This window comes from Gemmatimonadaceae bacterium (assembly GCA_036003045.1).
GTDB lineage: Bacteria > Gemmatimonadota > Gemmatimonadetes > Gemmatimonadales > Gemmatimonadaceae > JAQBQB01.
The window spans coordinates 147,678-168,112 of sequence record DASYSS010000057.1; the positions used below are offsets into that span (position 1 = coordinate 147,678).

28 protein-coding genes are annotated in these 20,435 nt (G+C 64.8%); 11 read left to right on the plus strand and 17 right to left on the minus strand.

The window, feature by feature from the left end; genetic code table 11:
- Positions 1 to 69 precede the first annotated feature (69 nt).
- The gene (locus VGQ44_15180) at positions 70 to 519 is read left to right on the plus strand and encodes a hypothetical protein (GenBank protein ID HEV8448171.1); all 450 of its coding nucleotides are present in this window, start codon (positions 70 to 72) and stop codon (positions 517 to 519) included.
- A 21-nt stretch (positions 520 to 540) separates the two neighbouring features.
- On the opposite strand, the gene VGQ44_15185 is transcribed toward VGQ44_15180, so the two are convergent.
- The 3 genes from VGQ44_15185 to VGQ44_15195 form a co-directional block, all read right to left on the minus strand.
- On the minus strand, positions 541 to 720 hold the full coding sequence (locus tag VGQ44_15185) for a hypothetical protein (GenBank protein HEV8448172.1): 180 nt from the start codon (positions 718 to 720) through the stop codon (positions 541 to 543).
- A 467-nt stretch (positions 721 to 1,187) separates the two neighbouring features.
- A complete protein-coding gene (locus VGQ44_15190) occupies positions 1,188 to 1,904 on the minus strand; it encodes an endonuclease/exonuclease/phosphatase family protein (protein ID HEV8448173.1) in 717 nt (238 codons plus the stop codon).
- A 103-nt stretch (positions 1,905 to 2,007) separates the two neighbouring features.
- Positions 2,008 to 2,304, minus strand: a complete 297-nt coding sequence (locus VGQ44_15195; protein HEV8448174.1) for an XRE family transcriptional regulator — start codon at positions 2,302 to 2,304, stop codon at positions 2,008 to 2,010.
- 382 nt (positions 2,305 to 2,686) lie between these two features.
- On the opposite strand from VGQ44_15195, the gene VGQ44_15200 reads away from it, so the two are divergent.
- From VGQ44_15200 to VGQ44_15210, 3 genes are all read left to right on the plus strand, one after another.
- Positions 2,687 to 3,337 (plus strand): sulfur transferase domain-containing protein, encoded by a 651-nt coding sequence (locus tag VGQ44_15200; protein ID HEV8448175.1) that lies wholly within the window; start codon positions 2,687 to 2,689, stop codon positions 3,335 to 3,337.
- 97 nt (positions 3,338 to 3,434) lie between these two features.
- A complete protein-coding gene (locus VGQ44_15205; protein ID HEV8448176.1) occupies positions 3,435 to 3,785 on the plus strand; it encodes a metalloregulator ArsR/SmtB family transcription factor in 351 nt (116 codons plus the stop codon).
- 8 nt (positions 3,786 to 3,793) lie between these two features.
- Positions 3,794 to 4,270, plus strand: a complete 477-nt coding sequence (locus VGQ44_15210) for an SRPBCC family protein (protein ID HEV8448177.1) — start codon at positions 3,794 to 3,796, stop codon at positions 4,268 to 4,270.
- Positions 4,271 to 4,346: 76 nt separating this feature from the next.
- Here VGQ44_15210 and VGQ44_15215 read toward each other — a convergent pair whose 3' ends face one another.
- Positions 4,347 to 4,796 carry a DUF6328 family protein gene (locus tag VGQ44_15215; protein HEV8448178.1) on the minus strand — a complete coding sequence of 150 codons (450 nt, stop codon included), beginning with the start codon at positions 4,794 to 4,796 and terminating at the stop codon, positions 4,347 to 4,349.
- A 9-nt stretch (positions 4,797 to 4,805) separates the two neighbouring features.
- Positions 4,806 to 5,345 carry an inorganic diphosphatase gene (locus VGQ44_15220; GenBank protein HEV8448179.1) on the minus strand — a complete coding sequence of 180 codons (540 nt, stop codon included), beginning with the start codon at positions 5,343 to 5,345 and terminating at the stop codon, positions 4,806 to 4,808.
- 136 nt (positions 5,346 to 5,481) lie between these two features.
- Here VGQ44_15220 and VGQ44_15225 point away from each other — a divergent pair, with 136 nt between their 5' ends.
- Both VGQ44_15225 and VGQ44_15230 read left to right on the plus strand, forming a co-directional pair.
- Entirely contained in the window at positions 5,482 to 5,712 is a 231-nt protein-coding gene (locus VGQ44_15225; GenBank protein HEV8448180.1) for a DUF6496 domain-containing protein, read from the plus strand.
- Between the two features lie 46 nt (positions 5,713 to 5,758).
- Positions 5,759 to 6,679: an SDR family oxidoreductase gene (locus tag VGQ44_15230; protein ID HEV8448181.1), complete on the plus strand. Its 921-nt coding sequence runs from the start codon at positions 5,759 to 5,761 to the stop codon at positions 6,677 to 6,679.
- 20 nt (positions 6,680 to 6,699) lie between these two features.
- On the opposite strand, the gene VGQ44_15235 is transcribed toward VGQ44_15230, so the two are convergent.
- Positions 6,700 to 7,293 (minus strand): ferritin-like domain-containing protein, encoded by a 594-nt coding sequence (locus VGQ44_15235; GenBank protein HEV8448182.1) that lies wholly within the window; start codon positions 7,291 to 7,293, stop codon positions 6,700 to 6,702.
- A 165-nt stretch (positions 7,294 to 7,458) separates the two neighbouring features.
- Here VGQ44_15235 and VGQ44_15240 point away from each other — a divergent pair, with 165 nt between their 5' ends.
- Positions 7,459 to 7,608: a lmo0937 family membrane protein gene (locus VGQ44_15240; protein HEV8448183.1), complete on the plus strand. Its 150-nt coding sequence runs from the start codon at positions 7,459 to 7,461 to the stop codon at positions 7,606 to 7,608.
- A gap of 213 nt (positions 7,609 to 7,821) precedes the next feature.
- On the opposite strand, the gene VGQ44_15245 is transcribed toward VGQ44_15240, so the two are convergent.
- Positions 7,822 to 8,733, minus strand: a complete 912-nt coding sequence (locus VGQ44_15245) for a YihY/virulence factor BrkB family protein (GenBank protein ID HEV8448184.1) — start codon at positions 8,731 to 8,733, stop codon at positions 7,822 to 7,824.
- Between the two features lie 109 nt (positions 8,734 to 8,842).
- On the opposite strand from VGQ44_15245, the gene VGQ44_15250 reads away from it, so the two are divergent.
- Entirely contained in the window at positions 8,843 to 9,970 is a 1,128-nt protein-coding gene (locus VGQ44_15250) for a sensor histidine kinase (protein ID HEV8448185.1), read from the plus strand.
- Here VGQ44_15250 and VGQ44_15255 read toward each other — a convergent pair.
- From VGQ44_15255 to VGQ44_15265, 3 genes are read right to left on the minus strand one after another with little or no spacing between them, the layout of a single operon-like run.
- Positions 9,943 to 10,269 carry a hypothetical protein gene (locus VGQ44_15255; protein HEV8448186.1) on the minus strand — a complete coding sequence of 109 codons (327 nt, stop codon included), beginning with the start codon at positions 10,267 to 10,269 and terminating at the stop codon, positions 9,943 to 9,945. The two genes, VGQ44_15250 and VGQ44_15255, sit on opposite strands and share 28 nt — an antisense overlap.
- Positions 10,266 to 10,631, minus strand: a complete 366-nt coding sequence (locus tag VGQ44_15260; protein ID HEV8448187.1) for a hypothetical protein — start codon at positions 10,629 to 10,631, stop codon at positions 10,266 to 10,268. The genes VGQ44_15255 and VGQ44_15260 overlap by 4 nt, the downstream gene beginning before the upstream one ends.
- The gene (locus tag VGQ44_15265; protein HEV8448188.1) at positions 10,631 to 11,848 is read right to left on the minus strand and encodes an Nramp family divalent metal transporter; all 1,218 of its coding nucleotides are present in this window, start codon (positions 11,846 to 11,848) and stop codon (positions 10,631 to 10,633) included. Before VGQ44_15265 ends, VGQ44_15260 begins: the two co-directional genes overlap by 1 nt.
- A gap of 154 nt (positions 11,849 to 12,002) precedes the next feature.
- On the opposite strand from VGQ44_15265, the gene VGQ44_15270 reads away from it, so the two are divergent.
- Positions 12,003 to 12,563 (plus strand): dihydrofolate reductase family protein, encoded by a 561-nt coding sequence (locus tag VGQ44_15270; GenBank protein HEV8448189.1) that lies wholly within the window; start codon positions 12,003 to 12,005, stop codon positions 12,561 to 12,563.
- A 5-nt stretch (positions 12,564 to 12,568) separates the two neighbouring features.
- On the opposite strand, the gene VGQ44_15275 is transcribed toward VGQ44_15270, so the two are convergent.
- The 4 genes from VGQ44_15275 to VGQ44_15290 form a co-directional block, all read right to left on the minus strand.
- On the minus strand, positions 12,569 to 12,799 hold the full coding sequence (locus VGQ44_15275; GenBank protein ID HEV8448190.1) for a hypothetical protein: 231 nt from the start codon (positions 12,797 to 12,799) through the stop codon (positions 12,569 to 12,571).
- A gap of 526 nt (positions 12,800 to 13,325) precedes the next feature.
- Positions 13,326 to 13,991 (minus strand): NAD(P)-binding domain-containing protein, encoded by a 666-nt coding sequence (locus VGQ44_15280; protein HEV8448191.1) that lies wholly within the window; start codon positions 13,989 to 13,991, stop codon positions 13,326 to 13,328.
- A 65-nt stretch (positions 13,992 to 14,056) separates the two neighbouring features.
- Positions 14,057 to 14,272 (minus strand): hypothetical protein, encoded by a 216-nt coding sequence (locus VGQ44_15285; protein HEV8448192.1) that lies wholly within the window; start codon positions 14,270 to 14,272, stop codon positions 14,057 to 14,059.
- A gap of 12 nt (positions 14,273 to 14,284) precedes the next feature.
- Positions 14,285 to 14,749, minus strand: coding sequence for a hypothetical protein (locus VGQ44_15290; GenBank protein HEV8448193.1), 465 nt, complete (start codon positions 14,747 to 14,749; stop codon positions 14,285 to 14,287).
- 187 nt (positions 14,750 to 14,936) lie between these two features.
- Here VGQ44_15290 and VGQ44_15295 point away from each other — a divergent pair, with 187 nt between their 5' ends.
- Entirely contained in the window at positions 14,937 to 15,851 is a 915-nt protein-coding gene (locus tag VGQ44_15295) for a cation diffusion facilitator family transporter (GenBank protein HEV8448194.1), read from the plus strand.
- A gap of 6 nt (positions 15,852 to 15,857) precedes the next feature.
- Here the strand turns inward: VGQ44_15295 and VGQ44_15300 are convergent, their stop codons facing one another.
- Genes VGQ44_15300 through VGQ44_15310 form a run of 3 tightly spaced genes read right to left on the minus strand, consistent with a single transcriptional unit; the run spans position 15,858 to position 17,545 of the window.
- Positions 15,858 to 16,421, minus strand: a complete 564-nt coding sequence (locus VGQ44_15300; protein HEV8448195.1) for a dihydrofolate reductase family protein — start codon at positions 16,419 to 16,421, stop codon at positions 15,858 to 15,860.
- Entirely contained in the window at positions 16,408 to 17,127 is a 720-nt protein-coding gene (locus tag VGQ44_15305) for a DUF998 domain-containing protein (GenBank protein ID HEV8448196.1), read from the minus strand. The genes VGQ44_15300 and VGQ44_15305 overlap by 14 nt, the downstream gene beginning before the upstream one ends.
- A gap of 46 nt (positions 17,128 to 17,173) precedes the next feature.
- A complete protein-coding gene (locus VGQ44_15310) occupies positions 17,174 to 17,545 on the minus strand; it encodes a hypothetical protein (protein HEV8448197.1) in 372 nt (123 codons plus the stop codon).
- Between the two features lie 149 nt (positions 17,546 to 17,694).
- Here VGQ44_15310 and VGQ44_15315 point away from each other — a divergent pair, with 149 nt between their 5' ends.
- Positions 17,695 to 20,430: an ABC transporter permease gene (locus VGQ44_15315; GenBank protein ID HEV8448198.1), complete on the plus strand. Its 2,736-nt coding sequence runs from the start codon at positions 17,695 to 17,697 to the stop codon at positions 20,428 to 20,430.
- Positions 20,431 to 20,435 lie beyond the last annotated feature (5 nt).

Below are 20,435 nucleotides of genomic sequence, written 5' to 3' on the forward strand. Positions count from 1 at the left end.
AGTTTTGCATGAGTTTGGTCCCTGCTCTGGTCAACATCGTTTCACCTCTCCTCACAACTCCGCCTTCACGTGAGCGAAATCGACTGGAACCTCGAGCTCCGCAAGATCGAGCGTGAGTACGACGGACTTCCCCCTGAGCGTTCGCGGACCCAGCTCCGCCTGCAGAAGATTCAAGAAATCGCCGCCAAGGACCGATTCTACGAGCGCCTCGCCATGCTCGGGATTTGGGCCCGGCTGGCCCTGATCGCGGCGCTCGGGCTATCGCTGTTCTGGTGGCCCTACGGCAGCCACTGTGGCATGCCGCTCACCGGCTACCTGCTGTCCAACGTGGTGGTGATCGTCGGCGCCGCCTCACTGGCCATCCACGGCTGGCGAGAACGCATGGTCGGGCTGTTCGTCGGCTCGGCCGGCTGCGTCCTCGTGGCGTGGACGGTCATCGCGCTGAATGTCTTGCCGCGAATGGGCTACTCGCCCGCCGGCGGGCATGTGGCGTGGAGCTGCACGACGAAGGGCCCCTAGAGCGTCACGGTAGCGCTGGGCTCATTTGCCGGCGCACTGCTCGAGCACGCGACCGGCGCGGTCGAGCGGCCTTCCGAGCTGATCCAGCGATCCGGCGACGTCCGCGCTGCCCATGGCCATCTGATCGGGGAATCCGCCCCCACGGTTGGCCAGGATCGCGCGGCCTTGGCTGTAGTCCAGCGTGATGGTCGTCGATCGCACGGCGCGCGCGGCAGCGGCGATTTGGGACGGGGTGGCGCGCGCCTCCTGACCCAAAGGAACGGCGGGTCGAAGCGGCGGACCACGACGTTCAGCAACTCGGACGATCCTCCGCGTCGAGTCAAACATGACGACGACCGTTTCTCTCGTATCCGCGGCGCTCGGGAACGAGGCGGAAACGGAAGTCAGGTTTGCGCCCATGGCTTCACGGGTTCCGCATTCGAATTGTCCGTCGATGGCGAGCAGATCGGGGACAAAATTCACGAGCGGTATCACGGTTGCCGGCGTACTGCCGACCATTACGTCGTTCGGTCGCGGCGGGCTCGACGGCGCCGGCGGTCGTTGTGCGTTCGCTCGCAAGCCAAGGGCTACGAGAGACAACGAGACGAGAACGGAACGGCACGACATGCGACCTCACGGGATGAAATCGGCAACATCACTCATCGCGCGACGTCGCGCATAGTGCTCAATCACGCGGTCACGAACTCCACGAGTAACGCCGAGTGGTCCGACAGGCGCGTCTCGCGTTCGACATGAGAGTAATAACATCGCGTCGCCTCGCTCGCCAACGATTGCGACGCCAGCGCGTGATCGATGCGAAAGCCGTTGAGCGCCACGCCACCCCGGCCGAAGCTGAACCACGTGTGCTCGGTCTCCGCGTTGCTCGCGCGCCACAGATCCACGAACCCCGCGCCGCGAATCGCAACGAGATAGTCGGAGCTCATGAACTTGTACGCGTTCGCGTCGACGAACGACTCGCCCGCGTTGAAATCGCCGATGAGCAGGTAGCGGCGGCGGGCGCGTCTCGAGGCGTGCCCAACCATTCGATCCCAAAAGGTGCGCAGCGTCGCGCGGCTGAGCGGACCGTACACCGCGCCGACCGTTGCCCAATCGCCGACGTCTACCTCGAGAAGTCCATGGGCAAAGACTCGCGCGGGTGTTCCCGCGCGGCGCCGGCGGAGCGGCGCGCGCGCCGCGATCAGCGTTCCATTTTCAGCGCTGAGCGGCGCCGTGTGCTCGTGAAAGCACAACCCGCGCGCGTGAAGCGCCGCCACCAACTCCGGCGTCGTGCGAGCGCGCAACTCGTTGATCACGACCAGGTCGGGTTGATGGCCGGCGATCGCCGAGACGATGGCGTCGAGGCGGCTCCCGCCGCCCTGGCGAATGTTCCAGGACAGGACCTTCATCCGCGTACGTAGAGGCGATGAGGTCGAAATCGCCAGCTATTGTCTTGTCTCGCCCCTCGTTGGCGGACGGCCGCCTCCGGAGAGGCGGCCGGACCACGACGACCTAGCGGACGTGGACGCTCACTTTCCCGGCTCCGGAGCCACGTCCTTTTCGGGGCGCGACGCGAACCTCGACGTCGCAGCCGAGCCGCGCGAGATACTTGACCAGACGGTCGAGCGAGAAGCCGCGCAGTCGCCCATTGGTGATCAGCGAGAGCTGCGAGGGCTGTTCGCGAATGAGATACGACGCCTCCGTCTGCGTCATCTGGCGATCGCGCAGAATACGTCCGATTTGTCGCGCCAACACTTCCTTTCGCAGGTCGATCTCGGCCGGCTTGGCCAACCGTAGCTTCGTCGCCATCGGTTTCTCCAGGGGTTATGGTCGCGCGGCACTTCCTTGCCGCCGCAATCTGGCGCCATTCGGGTCGCTCGGCCAGCCATCTCCGAGTGTATGCATCCGTTGGCGTCTCCAAACGATCAGCCCCTAACGTCGGGAACGTCGCAGCTGATGAAGGCGCGAACTCCCGAGGGCGCCGACTCCCGAACGGCGCGACCTTCCGGGTGGCGCGAAGTGCGCGAACTGCCAAGAGGCGCCCGGAAGAAGTCAGCGCTCCGAGGAAGTCAGCGCCCAAAGGAAGGAGGCGTTAGGAATTTGTCGAGATTGTGCGGACGTGAATCCGCGGAGCGAGATTTCACGTCGTATCTCGCATCTCAGCTCCACAGACCCGCCGGAGGAATCCCCGATGATTCGCTCACTCGGTCGCGGCATGACCCGATGCGGGACCGCGACGCTGCTCGCCACGGTCGCGCTCCCCCTCCAACTCGCGGGACAACGCCTCGCGACAAGTGGCCGCATCACGCGGCTGCCCGCGCCGGTTGCGATCGATACGACCGGCCGTTTCCTGGCAGCCGCGGTGCGGGTCGGTGACGATTTTTTCATCGCCGGGCAGCCGACCGAGCTCGGTCTCAGAGAAATGAAGGCAAAGGGAGTGACGACCGTCGTCAATCTTCGCTCGCCCCAGGAGATGCAGACGCAAGTGAAGTTCGACGAGCCGGCGGTCGTGAAGGAGCTGGGGATGAAATACGTGTACCTGCCGATGCGCGGCACCCCCGAGCTCCCCTACTCGCCTGACGCCGTGAGCAAGCTCGCCGCGGCGGTCGCCGGCGCCGACGGCAAAGTGCTGTTGCACTGCACGATCGCCTGGCGTGCCAGCCACCTGTGGGCCGCGTATCTGATCAAGGAGCGCGGCGTCGACGTCGAGACCGCGCTGACCAACGCGCGCGCGATCAATCTCATGGACGACCATCGCATGGGGCCCGGCGGACGTCAGCCGGTCGAAGACTTTCTGGACAAAGCGCTCCCCACACTCGGACATCCGAAGCCGGCGCCATAGGACTCCAGATCGCTTTTCACGACGGACGGGCTCGCCCGCCGGGCTGATCCTCAACCGAACGGTTGACAATTAGCCGCCTGGCCCTATCTTCAACCACATGGTTGAACAACTAGCCCGACTCGACCTCGTGTTCCGCGCTCTCTCCGACCGGACCAGGCGCGCCATGCTCGAGCGTCTCGCGAAAAGCGAGCAGACGGTTGGCGAGCTCGCCGCCCCCTACCGGATGTCCCTCGCCGCCGCCTCGAAGCACATCCAGACCCTCGAGAAGGCCGGCCTCGTGAAACGCACCGTGCGCGGACGCATCCACTACTGCCGCATCGATCCGCGGCCGCTCGAGCGCGCCGACGATTGGCTCCGCGGCTACGAACGCCTCTGGGACACGCGGATCGACCGACTCACCGAGCTTCTGCGTCACCCCGACAACGAAGACCCTTCAGACGCCAAATGAGGACCGCCATGCCGACCACCACGACCGCAGCCTCCGCCTCCACCGACCGCATCGAAAAGCTCGTCACCCTCGACGCGCCGCGCTCCCGCGTGTGGCGAGCGCTCACCGACTACACGCAGTTCAATCAATGGTTCGGCGTGTCGCTGACGTCACCCTTCATTCCAGGCGCGGCCGCCAGCGGCAAGATCAACATCCGCAACTACGACCACGTCACGATGACCATCTGGATCGAATCGATCGAGCCGGAGCGATTCTTCTCGTTTCGATGGCATCCGTACGCGATCGAGGAGGGCGTCGATTACAGCGCCGAGCCGACCACGCTCGTGACGTTCACGCTCGAAGACGCCGGAGCCGGCACCAAGCTCACGATCGTCGAATCCGGCTTCGACGCGATTCCCGAATCGCGGCGCGCGAAGGCGTTCAGCATGAACGAGCGGGGCTGGGCAGGCCAAGCGGAGAACATCCGCAAGTTTCTCGCTGCCTGACGAGACAGGGCCAACGTCGCGCTACGCCAATCGCGACCTGATAACGACGGGGGTCCCGCGCCGGTCCCCCGTGTGGTCACTCGAGGCGCGCGCGCCACGGCAAAACGAACCAGAACCCGGCGAAGAACGCGAGAGCGACGGCGGCGACGATCACGCTCGGCACGAACGCTTTTGTGATCATGGTCGCCACGATGTACACGTCGCACGCGAGGCCGATCGCGAGCGGCGGCATGCTCCACATCAAGAGCGATGAAGACAGCCGGACGAATCGCCGAGAAACGCTCATCGGCTCACGCAATCGATGCAACGCCGCGGGCGTCATCACGAGCGCGATCGCCACGACCACGCAGAGAATGGCGAATAGGTGCAACCGTTGAATGCCCCGCGATAGATCCATGAACGGCGGCTGAAACACCACGATGAGCTGAAAGCCGAGCAGCGTCTGGACGCCGGGCAACACCATGCGGCACTCATTGAGCAGCTGAGACGACGCCTCGCTCAGCGACAAGCGAGTGCCGCTTTCCATGATGCGCCGCTATCTCGCTGACGCGGTGAACCGACGCTTGCCGCGCCGCACGCAGTGAAGCGCTCGCTTCTGCCCGCGATGGTCCTTGGCGACGAAGCTCTTGCCTTCGAGACGGTTGTAGCTCACGAAAAACTCTTCGATTTGCTCGATGACGGCGGTTGGCAAATCGGACAGCTTGCGAACCTTCTCGTACAACATCGACGACGCGCCCACGGCCAGCAGGCGATCGTTCTCTTCCTCCTCACCCTCGTCGTCCTTTTGTATCGCCTCGATCACTCCGATCAGGCGGGCGGGCACGACGGTGCCACTCGGCACGGATTCGTCGAGCAGGAGAATCACGTCGAGCGGGTCGCCGTCGTCGCCCTTCGTCGACGGGATGAAGCCGTAGTCGAACGGAAAGCTCATCCCCTCCGGCAGCACCTTGCTGACGACGAAACATTGATGCTTCGAGTCGTAGTCGAGCTTCGTCCGGCTGCCTTTGGTCGTCTCCACTATCGCGGTGACGTTTCCGTTTGCGCCGACGCCTTTGAGTTTTCCGAGGTTTGTCAAAGCGAAGCGATCCGTGAGCAGTTCAAACGGAAAAGGTCAAGATCCATGCCCTCTGCCGCCCGGCGACCTGACGCGAAATCGCCGAGTTGGAACGCAACTTGAGCCGTTCGTCCGCTGCCATCCCATGGAGGTTCACATGGCTGCGAGAAAACACCATAGCTCCAGCCGCCGCAGTGGCGGCCGGAAATACTCGAAGGGCGCCAGCAAGCGCGTCGCGAGCGCGATGCGCCGCAAGAAGCACGGAACGCTTCGCCGAGGTAAACACGGTCACGGCGGAAAGGTGAAGAGCCGAAAGCAGGCGATCGCCATCGGACTCTCAGAGGCGCGCAAGAAGGGGGCGAAGGTCCCGCGCCGAAAGAGCCACTAGAAACGCGCGTCGAAAAGCACGCGGCGCCGCACCAAGGAGACTTCTCATGACGACAAAACAACTCCGGCGGCGCCGCGCTTCGAACGGGCGCGCTTCGCGTCGCGCCGACAAGCCCAAGCCGCCGTTTCCAAAGCAGAGTCAACGAAAGCCGGGCTTGGAATCAGCGATGTCACCGAAGCCACGGTTCTTCGCGCCGAGTTATCGTGGCGCCGGGCGGTTGGCCGGGAAAGTCGCGCTCATCACCGGCGGCGACTCCGGAATCGGACGGGCCGTCGCGGTGTTGTATGCGCGAGAGGGCGCCGACGTCGCGATCGTTTATCTGAAGACCGAGCAGAGCGACGCGCTCGAGACGCAAACGGTCATCGAGGCCGAGGGCGCACGCTGCCTTCTGCTACCTGGAGACGTCCGCAGCTCGGCGTTTTGCGACCGCGCGGTGCAACGCACCATGGACGAGCTCGGCCGGCTCGACGTGCTTGTGAACAACGCGGCCTTTCAACAACACGTGAAGTCGATCGAAGACCTTACCGACGAACAGATCGAGACGACCTTCCGCACCAACATCTTCGGCTACTTCTACATGGCGCGCGCGGCCGTGCGTCAAATGAAGCCGGGCAGCGCCATCGTCAACACCGGCTCCATCACCGGTCTCGAAGGCAGCGAGCACCTGCTCGATTACTCGGCGACGAAGGGCGCGATCCACGCCTTCACGAAGTCGCTGGCGCAGAGCCTCGTCGAGAAGAAGATTCGCGTGAACTGTGTGGCGCCGGGACCGGTGTGGACGCCACTCAACGTCGCCGACAAGCCCGCCGAAGCCGCGGCGAAGCACGGCCAAGAAACGCCGATGAAGCGGCCGGGCCAGCCCGAGGAGATCGCCCCGAGTTACGTATTCTTCGCCTCGAACACCGACTCGAGCTACATCACGGGCGAAGTACTCACGTTGCTGGGCGGGGAAACGACCGCGGGCTGACCCTCGACGGTTCGCGGCCTCTAGGCTCGAACGTCGTCCCCGCCGCGCTTCGCCCGCCGTTGCGCGCCTCCCGAAGAGCGACGGACCTCGGGTTCGATCGAGACTTCTCGCTCCCCCTCGCCCTCCCCCTCCGAAATTGGCGCGAGCAGCGATAGACCGATCGCCGTCAGCTTCTCGTCGGTCTCCGCCTCCTCATCGAGCGTCTGCTGGAGCAACTCGACGTCGTCATCCAGGCCGAGCGCCTCGGCGAACGTTCGCGCGCAGCCGTAGGCGGCGATCTCGTAGTGCTCCACGCGCTGGGCCGCGGCGATCAGGCCGGCATCCGTGATCGTCGGCTCACCTTCCTCGCCGACCGCCTCTTCGCCTTCCTTGAGGAGTCCCGCCATACCCTTGCACTTCTTCCCGCCGATCTTCTCCTCCATCCGCTCACCGATTTCCTCGAGCCGCCGCACGTGCTCCCGGGTCTGCTCGAGGTGTTTCGCGAATCCGTCGCTCAACTCCTGATTCGCCGCCGCTTCGACCATTTTCGGCAATGCGTCGACGATCTGCTGCTCGGCGCTGTAGAGATCACGAATCTGTTCGAAGTAGAGGTCCTGCAGTGTATCCAAGCTCATGGTGCGCCTCCGCGCGAAACGGTGAAGAACAAACGGGGCGCCACGGCGCGCACGAATTGCGCCCGGCCTCGACTTTTCTGCCTGGTGTACGGGGCCGTTGTTACCAGGCTCTAATGGAACGGCGATTGCCAGATGGGGCGCAACACTCGCTGACACGAGGCAGACATGCTGTGGACTCTCGCGGTCGTCCTGTTCGTTCTTTGGTTGTTGGGTTTCGTCGCGTTTCACGTCGGGGGCGGCCTCATCCACCTCCTGCTCGTCGTCGCGATCATTGTCGTCGTAATTCGTTTGCTCACGGGAAGACGCCCCGTCTAACGACGAATCGCGGCGAAACGGGCGGCGCCGCCGATGCTCGTGCTCTTCGAGCGCGGCGGCCTCCCGCTACCAGGCGCGGCCCGGGTAGGTCGCCTGGGACGAGACGGATCCGGAGTGGAGGGTGCCCCCAAGTGTTGCCGCGTGGACGATTTTTTATCGGCTTAGGGGAAATGCCTTGCTCGGATTTGCACGCGCACCTTCCGGCGACTCGACTTACCGGTCTCGCGAGTCCGCGACCCACATTGCTCCGCTCTTCGGATGCACCGGGTGTCCGCGCGCGGCGGCGAAGTGTTCGGTGAATTCGGCACCGAACAGCAACAGGATGCCGGCGTAGTAGATCCACACGAGGATGACGGCGAACGTGCGGGCGGCGCCGAACGCGTTGCCCGGATTGGTCTGTCCGAGGTAGAGGCCGATCGCGAACTTGCCGGCCTCGAACAACACCGCCGTCGCGATGCCGCCGACCCACACCGATCGCCATCTGATCTCGGCGTCGGGCAGAAACTTGAACATCGCCGCGAAGAGTACTGACAACGCCGCGAGAGCGACGAGCGAATTCAGCACCTGGATGATCCAGCCCACGTCGCCCAAGGCGTGGACCAACGCGGCGAGGAGAGCCGTAATCGCGAGCGACACCACGAGGAGAAAGGCGACGCCCATCGTCATCGCGATGGAGACGAGCCGCTTGAGAAGGAACCGACGCACGCCTCCCTGCTTGGGATCCGGCGCGACGCCCCACACGGCATTGAGGGCGCCCTGAAGGGCGAGAAACTCGCCGGTCGCGCCAAGCGCGAGCCCGATGATGCCATATGTCGTGGCGATCCATCCATGTCCCGTCCGCGACGCGTTCGTCACCATGTCGTGAACGGCCTGCGCGCCATCACCGCCAATCAAGGCGGCGAATTCACCTTCGATCGAGTGCTGGATCTGCTCCGGCGACCAGAGAGCGCCGGCGAGTTTGATGAGCACGATGAGCAGCGGCGGCAGCGCGAAGATCGTGGCGTAGCTGAGCGCTGCCGCGCGCAATGTGCACTTGTCCTTCGAGAAGTCTTTCCCGGCACCGATCAGGATCCCGACAATGCCCCGGTGGCCGGCCGGTGAAGCAGAATTCGCCTTACCGCTCATTCACGACGCCAATTGCGCGAACCATGCCCGATCACCTCGCCGGTTCGCGCGATTCGTGCGCCGTGTCGCGACTGCCCGGGTCTCATGTTTGCACCATGGCCGACCGGCCATGTCATTGTCATCTTTCATAACGTCACATCGCGAAGCGATCCTGGCGGAATGGGAGGACAACGCGCGACGCCGTATCATCGGCGACCTCGACATCGACATCCCTCAATTGCGAGATCATTTGGGGGAACTGTTGGATACTGTCGCCGGCGAACTCGAGCTTCGCGAACGCGCCCAAACAGCGGTCACCAATCCGTCGGCGCCGTCGGCGTCCATCGATCAGGTGGACGCGGCCGCTGAAAAGCACGGAGCGCGGCGAGCGCAGCAGGGCATGACCGTGAAGCAGGTGGTTGCCGAGTTCCCCATCATGCGGTCGTGTGTGATGCGCCTGTGGTTGCGTTCGTTGGCGGGCACTGGCCCGGCCGACCTCGAGAGCTTGATCCGATTCGACGAGGCCCTCGACCACGCGCTCACGCAATCCGTCGGTGAATTCATGAACCGGCTCGACCGAGCCCGAGAGACGTTTCTCGGAATTCTCAGCCACGATCTTCGCGATCCGATTTCGACCGTCATCACGGGCGGGAAACTGCTGCTCGAGCCCGGAATCGACGAGGGGACGTCGCGCGACGTCTTGCTGCGAATCGTCGCCACTGGCGAGCGCATGAGGTTGCTCGTCGCCGATCTGCTCGATGCAGTCCGGACGCAACTCGGTGGCCCATTGCCCATCCAGCCGCACGACGCCGACCTCGCCGATACCATGCGGCACATCGCCGGCGAATTCGCCACGGCGCATCCGAATCGCGAGCTCAAACTGCATGTGTCGGGCGATCTACGTGGACAGTGGGACGACCGGCGAGTTGGACAGGCGGTCGCGAATCTGGTCACGAACGCGCTCCAATACGGGTCGCCTGGTACGCCGATCGACGTATCGATCACGACCGACCGCGAAGTGCACATCGCCGTCCACAACGACGGCCCGCCGATTCCAGACCAACGCCGCGCCTCGCTGTTCGAGCTATTCGCCGGAGCCGGCGATCATGGGGCGGCGCGCGATCACAAGCGCCTTCACCTCGGGCTTTATATCGCCAAGGCGATCGTCGACGGGCACCACGGCCGCTTGGAAGTCGACTCGGCGGCGGATCGCGGGACGACCTTCACGATTCACCTCCCCCGAGTCCCAGCGGACTGAGCGTCGTCGTCGATCGATCCGACGACGCGCGGATCGTCGGGGTCGGAAAAATCCATCTTCGACCACGGCACCCGGGATACTCGCTTCGCCGCCGGCAACAGCCGGAAGAACGGAAGTTGGAGAGCGTATCCGCCGAGCCGTTCCCATAGCGCCGCCGGTCCGAGATGGATTTCGGTGACGACCGTCTCCCCATCGATGACGTCGGCGCGCAACTCCTCGATGCGCCCCAAGACTGCGCCATCGTCGTCGCGCACGCGGCGGCCGAGTAGCCGCTCGACGTGAAGCTCGCTGCCACTCATCGATGCGACCCCGGAATCCGTTTTACGATTCGGTCGCGCAGCCAGCGCTCGAGCGCGTTGATCGGCGTGTCATCGACCACTTCGTGCAACTTCAAGTGACGCCTCCCGCGATCGACGCTCATCCACGCGACGCGAAACGGTGTGCCGCGGTCCGGTCCAAGCCGCGCGTCCCATCGGGCGTACCAGCGCGCCAAGCGGCGATTGAATCGCGCGAGCAGCGTGATCGGGCTGATCTCGATGGCTTTGACGAGGGGTCGCCTTCCCTCTCTCAGCTCCAGAACGATTCCGTCGACGCGCCCGGCCTTCGTTCCCCGCGCATCGACGACCTGTTTGTCGAGCACTTCGGCGACCAGTCGGATCATCAGCTTCCCCCAATCAGCTCCAACGGGATCGACACCACGGCGAGGACCATTGCCATGACGCTGATCACGAGAACGATCGCGTTTCCGAAATGCCCGTTGACGTGCTCACCGAGGTAATGGCGATCGTTCATGAGGACGAGAAACGGCAGCACGCCGAGCGGCAGCGACGCCGACGTGAGAGCCATCGAGATTTGCGTGAGCGCGAGCGGATCCACGCCGAACAGGACGAACAACGCCGCGACGACGATGAGCAACGAGTACGTAAGGCTGAAGCGGGCGTCGGTGTCGGGCGGTTGATCCTCGCCCCACTGCCAGCCGAAGCCCTGCGCGATCAGGTAGGCGAGCGAGAGCGAGATTTCGAGCGTCGCTCCGAAACAGGCGATACCCAACGCCGCGACGAACAGCCAGAAGCCCGGCTTGTGCAGAATGGGGGTCACCAGTTGCGGCAGGTCGTGAAAACTTTGAATGGCTCGGCCGATCGGGTGAAAAAGGATCGCGGCCAGGACGAGCACGGCGACGGACAGCAGGCCGCCGAACCCCATGCCGATTCCGGCGATCCAGCGATTCAGCCCGAGATAGCTTTCGTCCCACTTTTCCTCGATCGCGCCCGAGGAGTAGAAGTAGTACAGGTAGGGAGATACGGATGCGCCCAGTACACTGACGGCGACGAACCAGTAGTGCGCGCCGGACGTGGCGGGAAGCGACGGCAAGACACCGCGCAGCAAGGCCCCGTAGTCCGGATGCCCCTTCACCGCCGCAACCGCGAAGACGATCGTCACGAGTCCGAGGCCGGAGACACCATTTTCGATGACGCTGAAGTTCGACCGCCAGAGCAGTCCCCACGCGAGGAGCGCGACCGGCACGGCCCACACCGGCAACCTCACGGACGTGGCCAACTCGAGCGCCGCCGCAACGCCGCCCATCTCGGCGGCCAGAACCAACAACGACACGGCCAGCATAACGACTAACGGAATGGCGAACAGGTTCATCCCGAATCGCTCGCGCATGGCGTCCGGAATCGTGCTCTTGCTGCAGGCCGAGAATCGCCCCGACATCTCGATGAGAAACGCGATGCATAGGGAGCCGAGGGCGATCGTCCACACGAGCTGATATCCGAAGGCCGAGCCCGCCTGAGCGGCAGTCGTGATCGAACCGATCTCCAGAAAGCCGCCGACGCTCGTCACGATCCCCAGCGACAGTTGAAGAAGCTTGTTCATGGTTCGTTGGCCCGAGGGCGATCAGCCACGCCGCATCGCGCGCCGGCGCCGGCAAAGTTGGTCAGCAAGCATGGGCGCTCATTTTAGAGCACGGCTGAAATAAGTTGTATGGGGAGAACTCCCGAACGCGACTCGCGGTACTCGCAACGATTCCATGATCAAACGACCGCGCAAAATCGTCGCCTATCTCGCCGTCAGTCTCGACGGCTACATCGCGCGCCCCGACGGCGACGTCGAGTGGCTCAACCGCCGACCTCACACCGTCGATTACGGGTACGCGAAGTTCACCGCGTCGGTCGACACCATTCTGCTCGGGCGGGGCACGTACGACTGGGCTGTCCGCTACATGAAGAAACACCCTGGAGCGCCCGTGTTCGATTCGCGGGCGACACACTACGTCTTCACGCGTCGGCCGCCCAGGCGCGGCGTATCCGGCGTCCAATTCACTTCGGAACCAGCCAAGGCCTTCGCGCGCCGGCTCCGCGCTCAGCGCGGAAAGAACATCTGGATGATGGGCGGCGGCCAGCTCATCGCGTCGTTCCTCGACGCCGGCGAGATCGATGAGTTCGATCTCCACGTGATCCCGGTGCTGATCGGCAAGGGAATCCCGCTGATCGCCCCGCGTCACCGCGACATCGAGCTGCGCCTCGTTGGGGCAAAGAAGTACGCCGACGGCGTCGTTCGCCTACGCTACGAGGTCCCGCGACGGCGCTGAGAACTTCACCTCGATCGAGGCCGCCGGAACATCGCCCACATGATCAGGGCGAGAACGAAGGTGACGACCACGACGAAGGCGTGGTCTTCGACGAACTGCAACGAATCCGGCAGTGGTATTCGGGAGAACCTGCTCGATGCATTCGTTGCGAAGAGGCTCTTCTGCGGCGAGAGCTGAACCACCGACCATCCGCAGAAGATCGCGAGAGCAATGCACACCAGCGCAAACCACGGCACTCTCGCACTCGGTCGCCGCGGCGGTTCGCTCGAATGGGTGATCACGTTTTGTTTTCTCTCAACCCGCGCCGATTGAGTCGCTGTAACGTTGCGTGAACGTTGTGCGGCTGATGGCGCGAATTGGAATTGGTGAAAACCCGTTTTACTGAGATGTAAGAGGTTGGGGGACCCCCGATCTGGTAGAGGCGACCGCGTGGGCGCTCACTTCCTCAGGGCGCTGACTTCTCAAAGCGCCGACTTCCTCGGGGCGCCTTTTGGGAGTGCGCGCACTTCGCGCCGCTCGGAAGTTCGCGTCCTTCGGAAGTCGGCGCCCTTCGGGAGTTGCGCCGTCATCAGCTGCGAAGCTCCCGTCGTCACGCCGTTAGGACGTCAGCGCCGTTAGGACGTCAGCGCCGTTAGGACGTCAGCGCCGTTAGGGCGTCAGCGCCGTTAGGGCGTCAGCGCCGTTAGGACCTCAGCGCTGCTAGGACGTCAGCGCCGTTAGGACGTCAGCGCTGTTAGGACGTCATCGCTCCTAGGCAATCATCTACGCCGTAGACGCCGCCCGAAACTCCGCCGGTCTCTCTCGTCTCGCCGACCCAAGTGCCGCCTGCGCCCGCTCCGAGTTCATCTCCGCGCCGTACACCGGTGTCCCTGGCTGTTGCCGCCACGAATCGGCCAGCTTGCCCGTGTCGACCCCGTCGAATCCCAGCTCATCAATCAAGCGGAGCACGAGCGCCTTCGCCTCGGGATCGTCACCGGCCACAGGCAGCGCGAGACGGCCGGACTGATCGGCGGCCCGGCCGCGCTCCAGAATATTTTTCGCATACATCGTGTTGAACGCCTTCACCACAGGCCGGCCGAGCTGCTGCGAGACCCACAGGCTTTCCGGCGTTCCCTCTTCGATCCCCGATATCCGTCCGTCGCGTTGCGGATAATAGTTGCCCGTGTCGACGACGACCGTGCGATCCGCTTGCGCGAACAAGTCTTTCGGCAGATCGCGGACGCTCTTCTCCGGAATGGCGACGATCACGAGATCCTTTCCGCGCGCGGCCTCGAGGAGGGTGACTGCCTTCGCGCCCGACTGTGACTCCAGCGCGGCGAGCGTTTCTGGCCCTCGTGAGTTTGCGATCGAGACCTCGTGCCCAAGCGCGCTCAGGCGACGCGCGAGTGTGCCGCCGATGTGGCCGGCGCCGATGATTCCGATTTTCATGTTGGCCTCCGCCGAGAGAACGTGGAGTGAACCGCCTCGCGGCGAGGCAGCAAATTCTCGGCCTACTAGTCGAGTGCGTAGACGCCGCTCTCGTCGAGCGCGTCCGCCTCCCGCCGAAGGTGCCGGTACACGTTCACGAAGAGGCCCCCATACGCTTGGATCGTGAAGTACCCGTGGAGGAGACCGAGCTGCCCCTCAGGCGAGCGCGCCGCCGGCGAATCGCCGGCGATTCGCGGCGGGAGGACGTCGGAGCCCGCCGGTCTTCGCTGATACTCGGCCACCGGAGCGCGCCGCTATCGAATGACCATGCGCGCGTCCTGCGCGTTGGGGAGCGCGTCCGCGTCGTTCGGTGAGATCGCGCGCCGCGCGATAGCGAGTGCCGCCACGCCGGCGCCAAATCCAAGTACTCCGCCGACGGCCGCCACGAGCGAACTTTGAAAGACGAAGCCGAGTGTGCCCGCGGTCGCGATGCCGCCCCACACGCCGAAGCGCCAGGAGCGAAGCTCCTCGATCTTCTTGTTTCTTTCGGTCGCGAGAACGAGGCCCGACAGGCTGAGCCCGTTGATGACGCCGATGATCGCGCCGGCGAGGGTGAGCGCTCCGACGAGCCCGCCCGGCACGGGACGTCCCAGAGTGATGTAGACGTGGGGAATGAGGTTGAATCGAAACACCATTCCGATCAGAAACCCCAAGGTCGTCCAGGGAATAGCGGTGACGATCGTGGTGCGAAGGATTCCGCGAAGTCGTTGGCGAAGCATCGGCCCCTCGAAGAGCGCTCCTTCAAACTAACGCTCGGCGGGGAGCGCTTGTCGAGGGGCCAGCGATGCGTGCGACGCTTTCGCTTGGCCACCGTCGCGCCCTACTGTCGCGCGCGGAACCACTCTCGGCGGCGTCCTACATTTTCGTCTATACCGGGGCACGGAACGTGATCGCGGTGCCTCGGAGATGTCCGACTCTTCTCCAAGAGCGATCTACGTCGCCGTCGGGGCGAACGCGGCGGTTGCCGCCACCAAATTCGCCGCGGGCGCCGTCGCCGGTAGCTCGGCGATCCTGGCTGAGGCCGTCCATTCCCTCATCGACGCGTGCGACGGTCTGCTGCTCCTGTTCGGCAGACGTCGCGCCGCGAGGCCGCCGGATGAGAAGCACCCGTTCGGTCACGGGCGAGAAGCATACTTCTGGAGCTTCGTGGTCGCTCTGCTCTTCTTTTCGTTCGGGTCCGCGCTCACCGTCGCACAAGGCGTGCGCCAATGGCTGAACCCGAGCAGTCTCGGACATCCCGGGTGGGGATATCTCGTCCTCGGCGCGTCGGCGATCTTCGACGCGACCTCGTTCGCCGTCGCCTACAAACAGTTGCGACAGGACGCGCGCGGCAGAAGCACTTGGACGGTGATCCACGAGAGCAAGAACCCGGCGCTCTTCAGCATCGTCCTCGAGGATTTTGCCGACTTGGTCGGCTTGGTCATCGCGTTCCTCGGGCTCGCGTTGAGCCATGCCCTGAACATGCCGCGCATTGACGCCGTGGCGGCGATCGCCATCGGCGTGCTGCTCGGCGCGATCGCGTTCGTGTTGTTGGTCGAAACCCACGGATTGTTGATCGGCGAAGCCGCCGGCCCGCGCGTGCTGGCCGATGTCTGCTCGATCGCGACCAACGTGCCGGGCGTCGTGAAGGCGACGAGCCCAAGCTCCTTGCATTTCGGTCCGGACGACGTCGTCGTGGCAATGTGGGTGCAGTTCGATCATGCGCTCGATGCCGACGAGGTCGCCCAGCGCGTAGCGCTCATCGAGCAACGAATTCGGGGCGAACACCCCGAAGTGCGCCACGTCTACCTCCAGAGTGGCCCATTGGCTGAGACGCGGTAACCGGGGTTATCGAACTTCGTAGCGCAGCTCGACCATGCCGTTCTTGTACGCTTTCAGGTCGGCGAGGTGCAGGGCGACGTCGCGGTCGAGCTTCTCGAAGAACGAAACTCCGTCGCCGATCAAGACCGGCAGAATCGAATAGAGCACTTCGTCGGCCAGACCGCGACGAAGGCATTCTCCGGCAACGAGCCCGCCGCCGACGAACCAGATGGACCGAAACTCGGGCCGCAATCGCTCGGTCACGAGCTGCGCGAGATCTCCCGAGTAGAACTGCACGGTCTCACGAACCTTGCGCAGCTCGCGACGGGTCAGGACGAACGTCGGTTTGTCGCCGTACGACCACCCGAATCCCTTGGCTTCGAAATTCAGGGCCGTCTCGTACGTGCGCGACCCCATCACGTAGCAATCGATCGTCTTGAGGAACGCTTCGACGAATCCCGGCTCCATGGTGGCGCCGTCAGCGAATTCATCCGACGTCTCGAGCCAGTCGACGCTCCCATCCTTTCGAGCGATGAACCCGTCGAGGCTCGCCGCCATGTGGATGGTGACGCGAGAGTCAGAGTTGGCCATTGAGGCTTTCGGGCGGGAGAGTCGTGATAGAGAACGGCGCGCCGCGATCCAGACGGCGAAGCAGCGCGTACAACCAGAGCAACGGCACGACGAACGCCCCGCGTTCGAACGTCCCCGCGAAGCCGCTCGACTTCGTGCTCCAAACGCCATACACGGTCACACAACCGATCACCGCGACGGCGGCCGCCAACGAATACGCGGACCAGCCACTCCACGCCGGATCACGGGCAAGACGAGTCGCCATCACCACCAAGCAGACGACGGACGAGAGAGCCGCGACGCCGGCGACGGCGATGTGAACGAGTCCGTGTGGCGTCGGCGCGGTGAGCGCCAAGCCGGCGGGGTCGTACCCTGGTGCGGGATCCTGCGGAACGATGCCCACCACGACGAAGCTGAACCCGAGCAGCGTGGTGAAGACCGGATACGCCGTGCTCCCCTTCCCCCCAATGAGAATTCGGCGCCATACGGGAACGGTGGTCAGCACGACCACGCCGAACACGATCAGGTTCAGCATCTGGATCCATCCACCCGGACCGAGGCTCAGCGCGCTCACGGCCTGCTGCCATCCGTCGTACCCCTCACGGAGGATTCCTTGAATCGTCGTCAGCACGAGCGAGAAAACGCCAACGGCGAAGGCAAGCCAGAGCCGACGAACCAGCGTTTCGGGAACTCGAACAGTCCGATCGTCGGCGAATGTGTCAGCCATTTGACCACTGTCGCCGCGCCGAAGCGGTTCGTGTGAGGGGCTCTCCTCAGTACTCGAGCTCATCGGGTTGCTTTCCAACGTAGTCGGGGGGCGGATCTTCGGCGAACTGCACGGCATCGATCGTCGAACGCCCCTGGAGCAGCGCCTTGGTCACACGATGCCGCCCGTCCATCACACAGCCGTCGGCGGCGAGAATGATCGGGTACGAGAGGTCGGCGGCGTTGACCAGCTCGAGGTGCTCGACGAGCGAACGCCACGTCACCGGCTCGTTGTCGCCGTGGATCGATTCGTCCAGCTCCCGGATTTGCGAGAGCGGCACCGGTCGAACGTGAAGCGCCCGCGCGAGCAGCACGAGCCGGTCGACATCCCACGCCAGCAAGCCTGTTGGAGATTTGCGGAAGTAGTATTGCTTGCGCATACGCTCCTCAGTAGCCGACCGATCGCCCTAAGCTAGCCGGAAACCGATCCCGTGACCCCGAGCGAGGACCCGCCGCCGGGCTGTCCCCGAACCCTTGCGCCCTCTCGTATCGCACCCTACACTCCCCTCTAACACAGAGGGAACAGAGCATGCGCCGCGTATTCCGGATTCCGTTCAGCCGTTCCCGGCTCGCCCGCGAAGTGGATGACGAAATTCTGTTCCATCTCCAATCGCGCATCGACGCGCTCGTCGCCGGCGGCATGCCTCCGGATCGGGCGCGCGAGACGGCGCTCACACAGTTCGGCGACGTGCGCGGCCCGCGCGGCGAGATGCTCGTGCTCGACGAAGCGCGCGAAACCGCCGCTCATCGAGCGAGCATCGCCGCCGAGATCAGGCAGGACGTCGTCTACGGCATGCGCACCCTCAGGCGCAACGCGCTTCTCACTGGACTCGTGATCGGCGGCCTCGCGCTCGGCATCGGCGCGAATGCCGCGATCTACTCACTCATCGAAGCAGTGCTCGTTCGGACGCTACCCGTGGCCAACGCCGGCCGCCTCATCATCGTCGGCGACCCGCACTACGTCGACTCGCGCGGACATGGCACGCCAGACGGCAATCTGTACTCGTATCCGCTGTACATGGACGTGCGGAACCGGGCGACCGCATTCGATGGACTCGCCGCCGTTGGCGACGCGGAGCGTGTGGACGCGTATATCGACGACGTGCAAGCGAGCGTCGAGCATCCGCACGGACGTCTCGTGTCCGGCAACTACTTCTCCGTGCTCGGCGTACGCGCCGCGGCAGGGCGCACCTTCAACACCTCGGCCGACGAGCCGGGCGCGCCAGCGGAAGCGACGATCAGCTACGAGTACTGGACGCGGCGCTTTCACCAGGATGCGTCCATCGTCGGACGCGACGTCCGGATGAACGGCATTCGCCTGACGATCACCGGCGTCGCGCAGGCCGGGTTCAGCGGAGAGATCGTCGGCGCAAAGACGGACGTGTGGTTGCCCGTTGCGCTCCGCGACCGTCTGCACCCGAACACCGCGATGCTCGACGACCGACGCATGATGTGGTTGCTCCTCATCGGTCGACTGAAGCCGGGCCTTACGCTCGAACAGGCGCGTGCCCAGACGACGCCGCTGGTCGAAGCGGCCATTCGCGCGACCTCAAAACCGGACGAGCTTGCCGAGATCAAGGAGCGGGGCTTCACGATCGCGTTCGCGCCGGGCGCGCGGGGGCTCTCGAGCATCCGCGACACCTTCGGAAATCCGCTCGTCGCGCTGATGCTCGGTGTTGCGCTCCTCCTCGGCATCGTCTGCGTGAACGTCGCGAACCTGTTGCTCGCGCGAGGCGTCGCTCGCCGTCGCGAGATGTCGTTGCGTCTCGCCCTGGGCGCCAGCCGAGCGCGCATCGTGCGACAGCTGCTGACGGAAAGCCTCCTTCTTTCGCTCTTCAGCGGCGCCGCCGCGCTCCTCGTCGCATGGTGGGGAGGCCGGGCGTTGGTGACGATGGCAAGCGAGGGTGACTCGATCAGCGTGTCGCTCGGTCTCACCCCCGGCCTGCTGGCGTTCACGTTCGGCCTCTCGACGGTGTCCGTGGTTGTCTTCGGCCTCGTGCCAGCCCTCCGCGCGTCGCGCGTCGATCTCGCGGCGACGCTGCGCACGACCGCGCGCACCGTCACCCGGGGGGCGCGCTTCGGCGCGCTGCTGATCAGCGGACAAGTCGCGCTGTCGCTTGTGCTTCTCGTGGGCGCGTCGATACTCACGCGCAGTCTGCGTCGTACGGAGTCCGTTCCGCTCGGCTTCGATCGCGATCATCTGATCGAGGCCGAGCTCGACGTGGCGACTCCGGGATACGCGGACGCGCGACTCGCCAACGTCGTGCACGCGATTCGCGATCGGGTTGCTTCGATTCCCGGCGTGGCCGCCGTGTCGTACTCGCAGAACGGCATCTTCAGCGGTACCGAATGGCACACTGATATCCATGTCGCCGGCTTCGTACCGCAGGCGTCGAAGGACTCGAGCACCGCCGCCGACGAGGCGGGTGCCGGGTACGCCGCGTCGCTCGGCGCGCATCTCGTCGCGGGACGCGACCTCGACGCGAGCGACGAAGGCATCGCGCCGCATACCGCGCTCGTCAACGCGTCGTTCGCGCAATTCTATTTTCGAGGCACCGGTGCCGTCGGTCAGCTCGTGCGCTTCGACGACTCGAGCGTGGTAGCGATTGTCGGCGTCATGGCCGACGTCCGTGGCCAATCGCTCGATACGTCGAGTGCCAACGGCGCCGCGCGACGCATCTATATCCCGTATCTGCACCAGAGCGGCACGACCAAGTTCTCGCAGCCGAAGCGTCTGCGGCTTCTCGTGCGCACCACGGTCGACCCGTCGGCGCTAACGCAGCAGGTGCGCCGCGCGATCGTCGAGGCCGATCGCCTCATGCCGATCGACGACCTCGAGCCGGTGAGTCAGCTGATCCGCTTCACGATTCGCGACGAGCGCCTCGTCGCGCGCCTCGCGACGGGCCTCGGCGCGCTGGCGCTGCTCTTGGCAGCGATCGGACTTTTCGGCGTCACGACCTACACCATCGCGCGCCGTACGAGCGAGATCGGCGTCCGCATCGCACTCGGCGCGCGTCGAGCCGACGTCGCGCGCTTGGTGATGCTCGACGGGCTGCGTCCCGTCGCGATCGGCGCAGCGATCGGCTTACCGCTGTCGCTCGGCGCCGTACGGATCCTCGAGCACCACCTCAACGATATCTCGGGCGATCCACTCTCCGTAGCGGCAGCCGTCGCCGTGCTGTTCCTGAGCGCCATCGCCGCCGTCCTCATCCCCGCCCGCCGCGCAACGCTGATCGACCCACTGAGCGCCTTGCGCGAAGAATGAGTGGA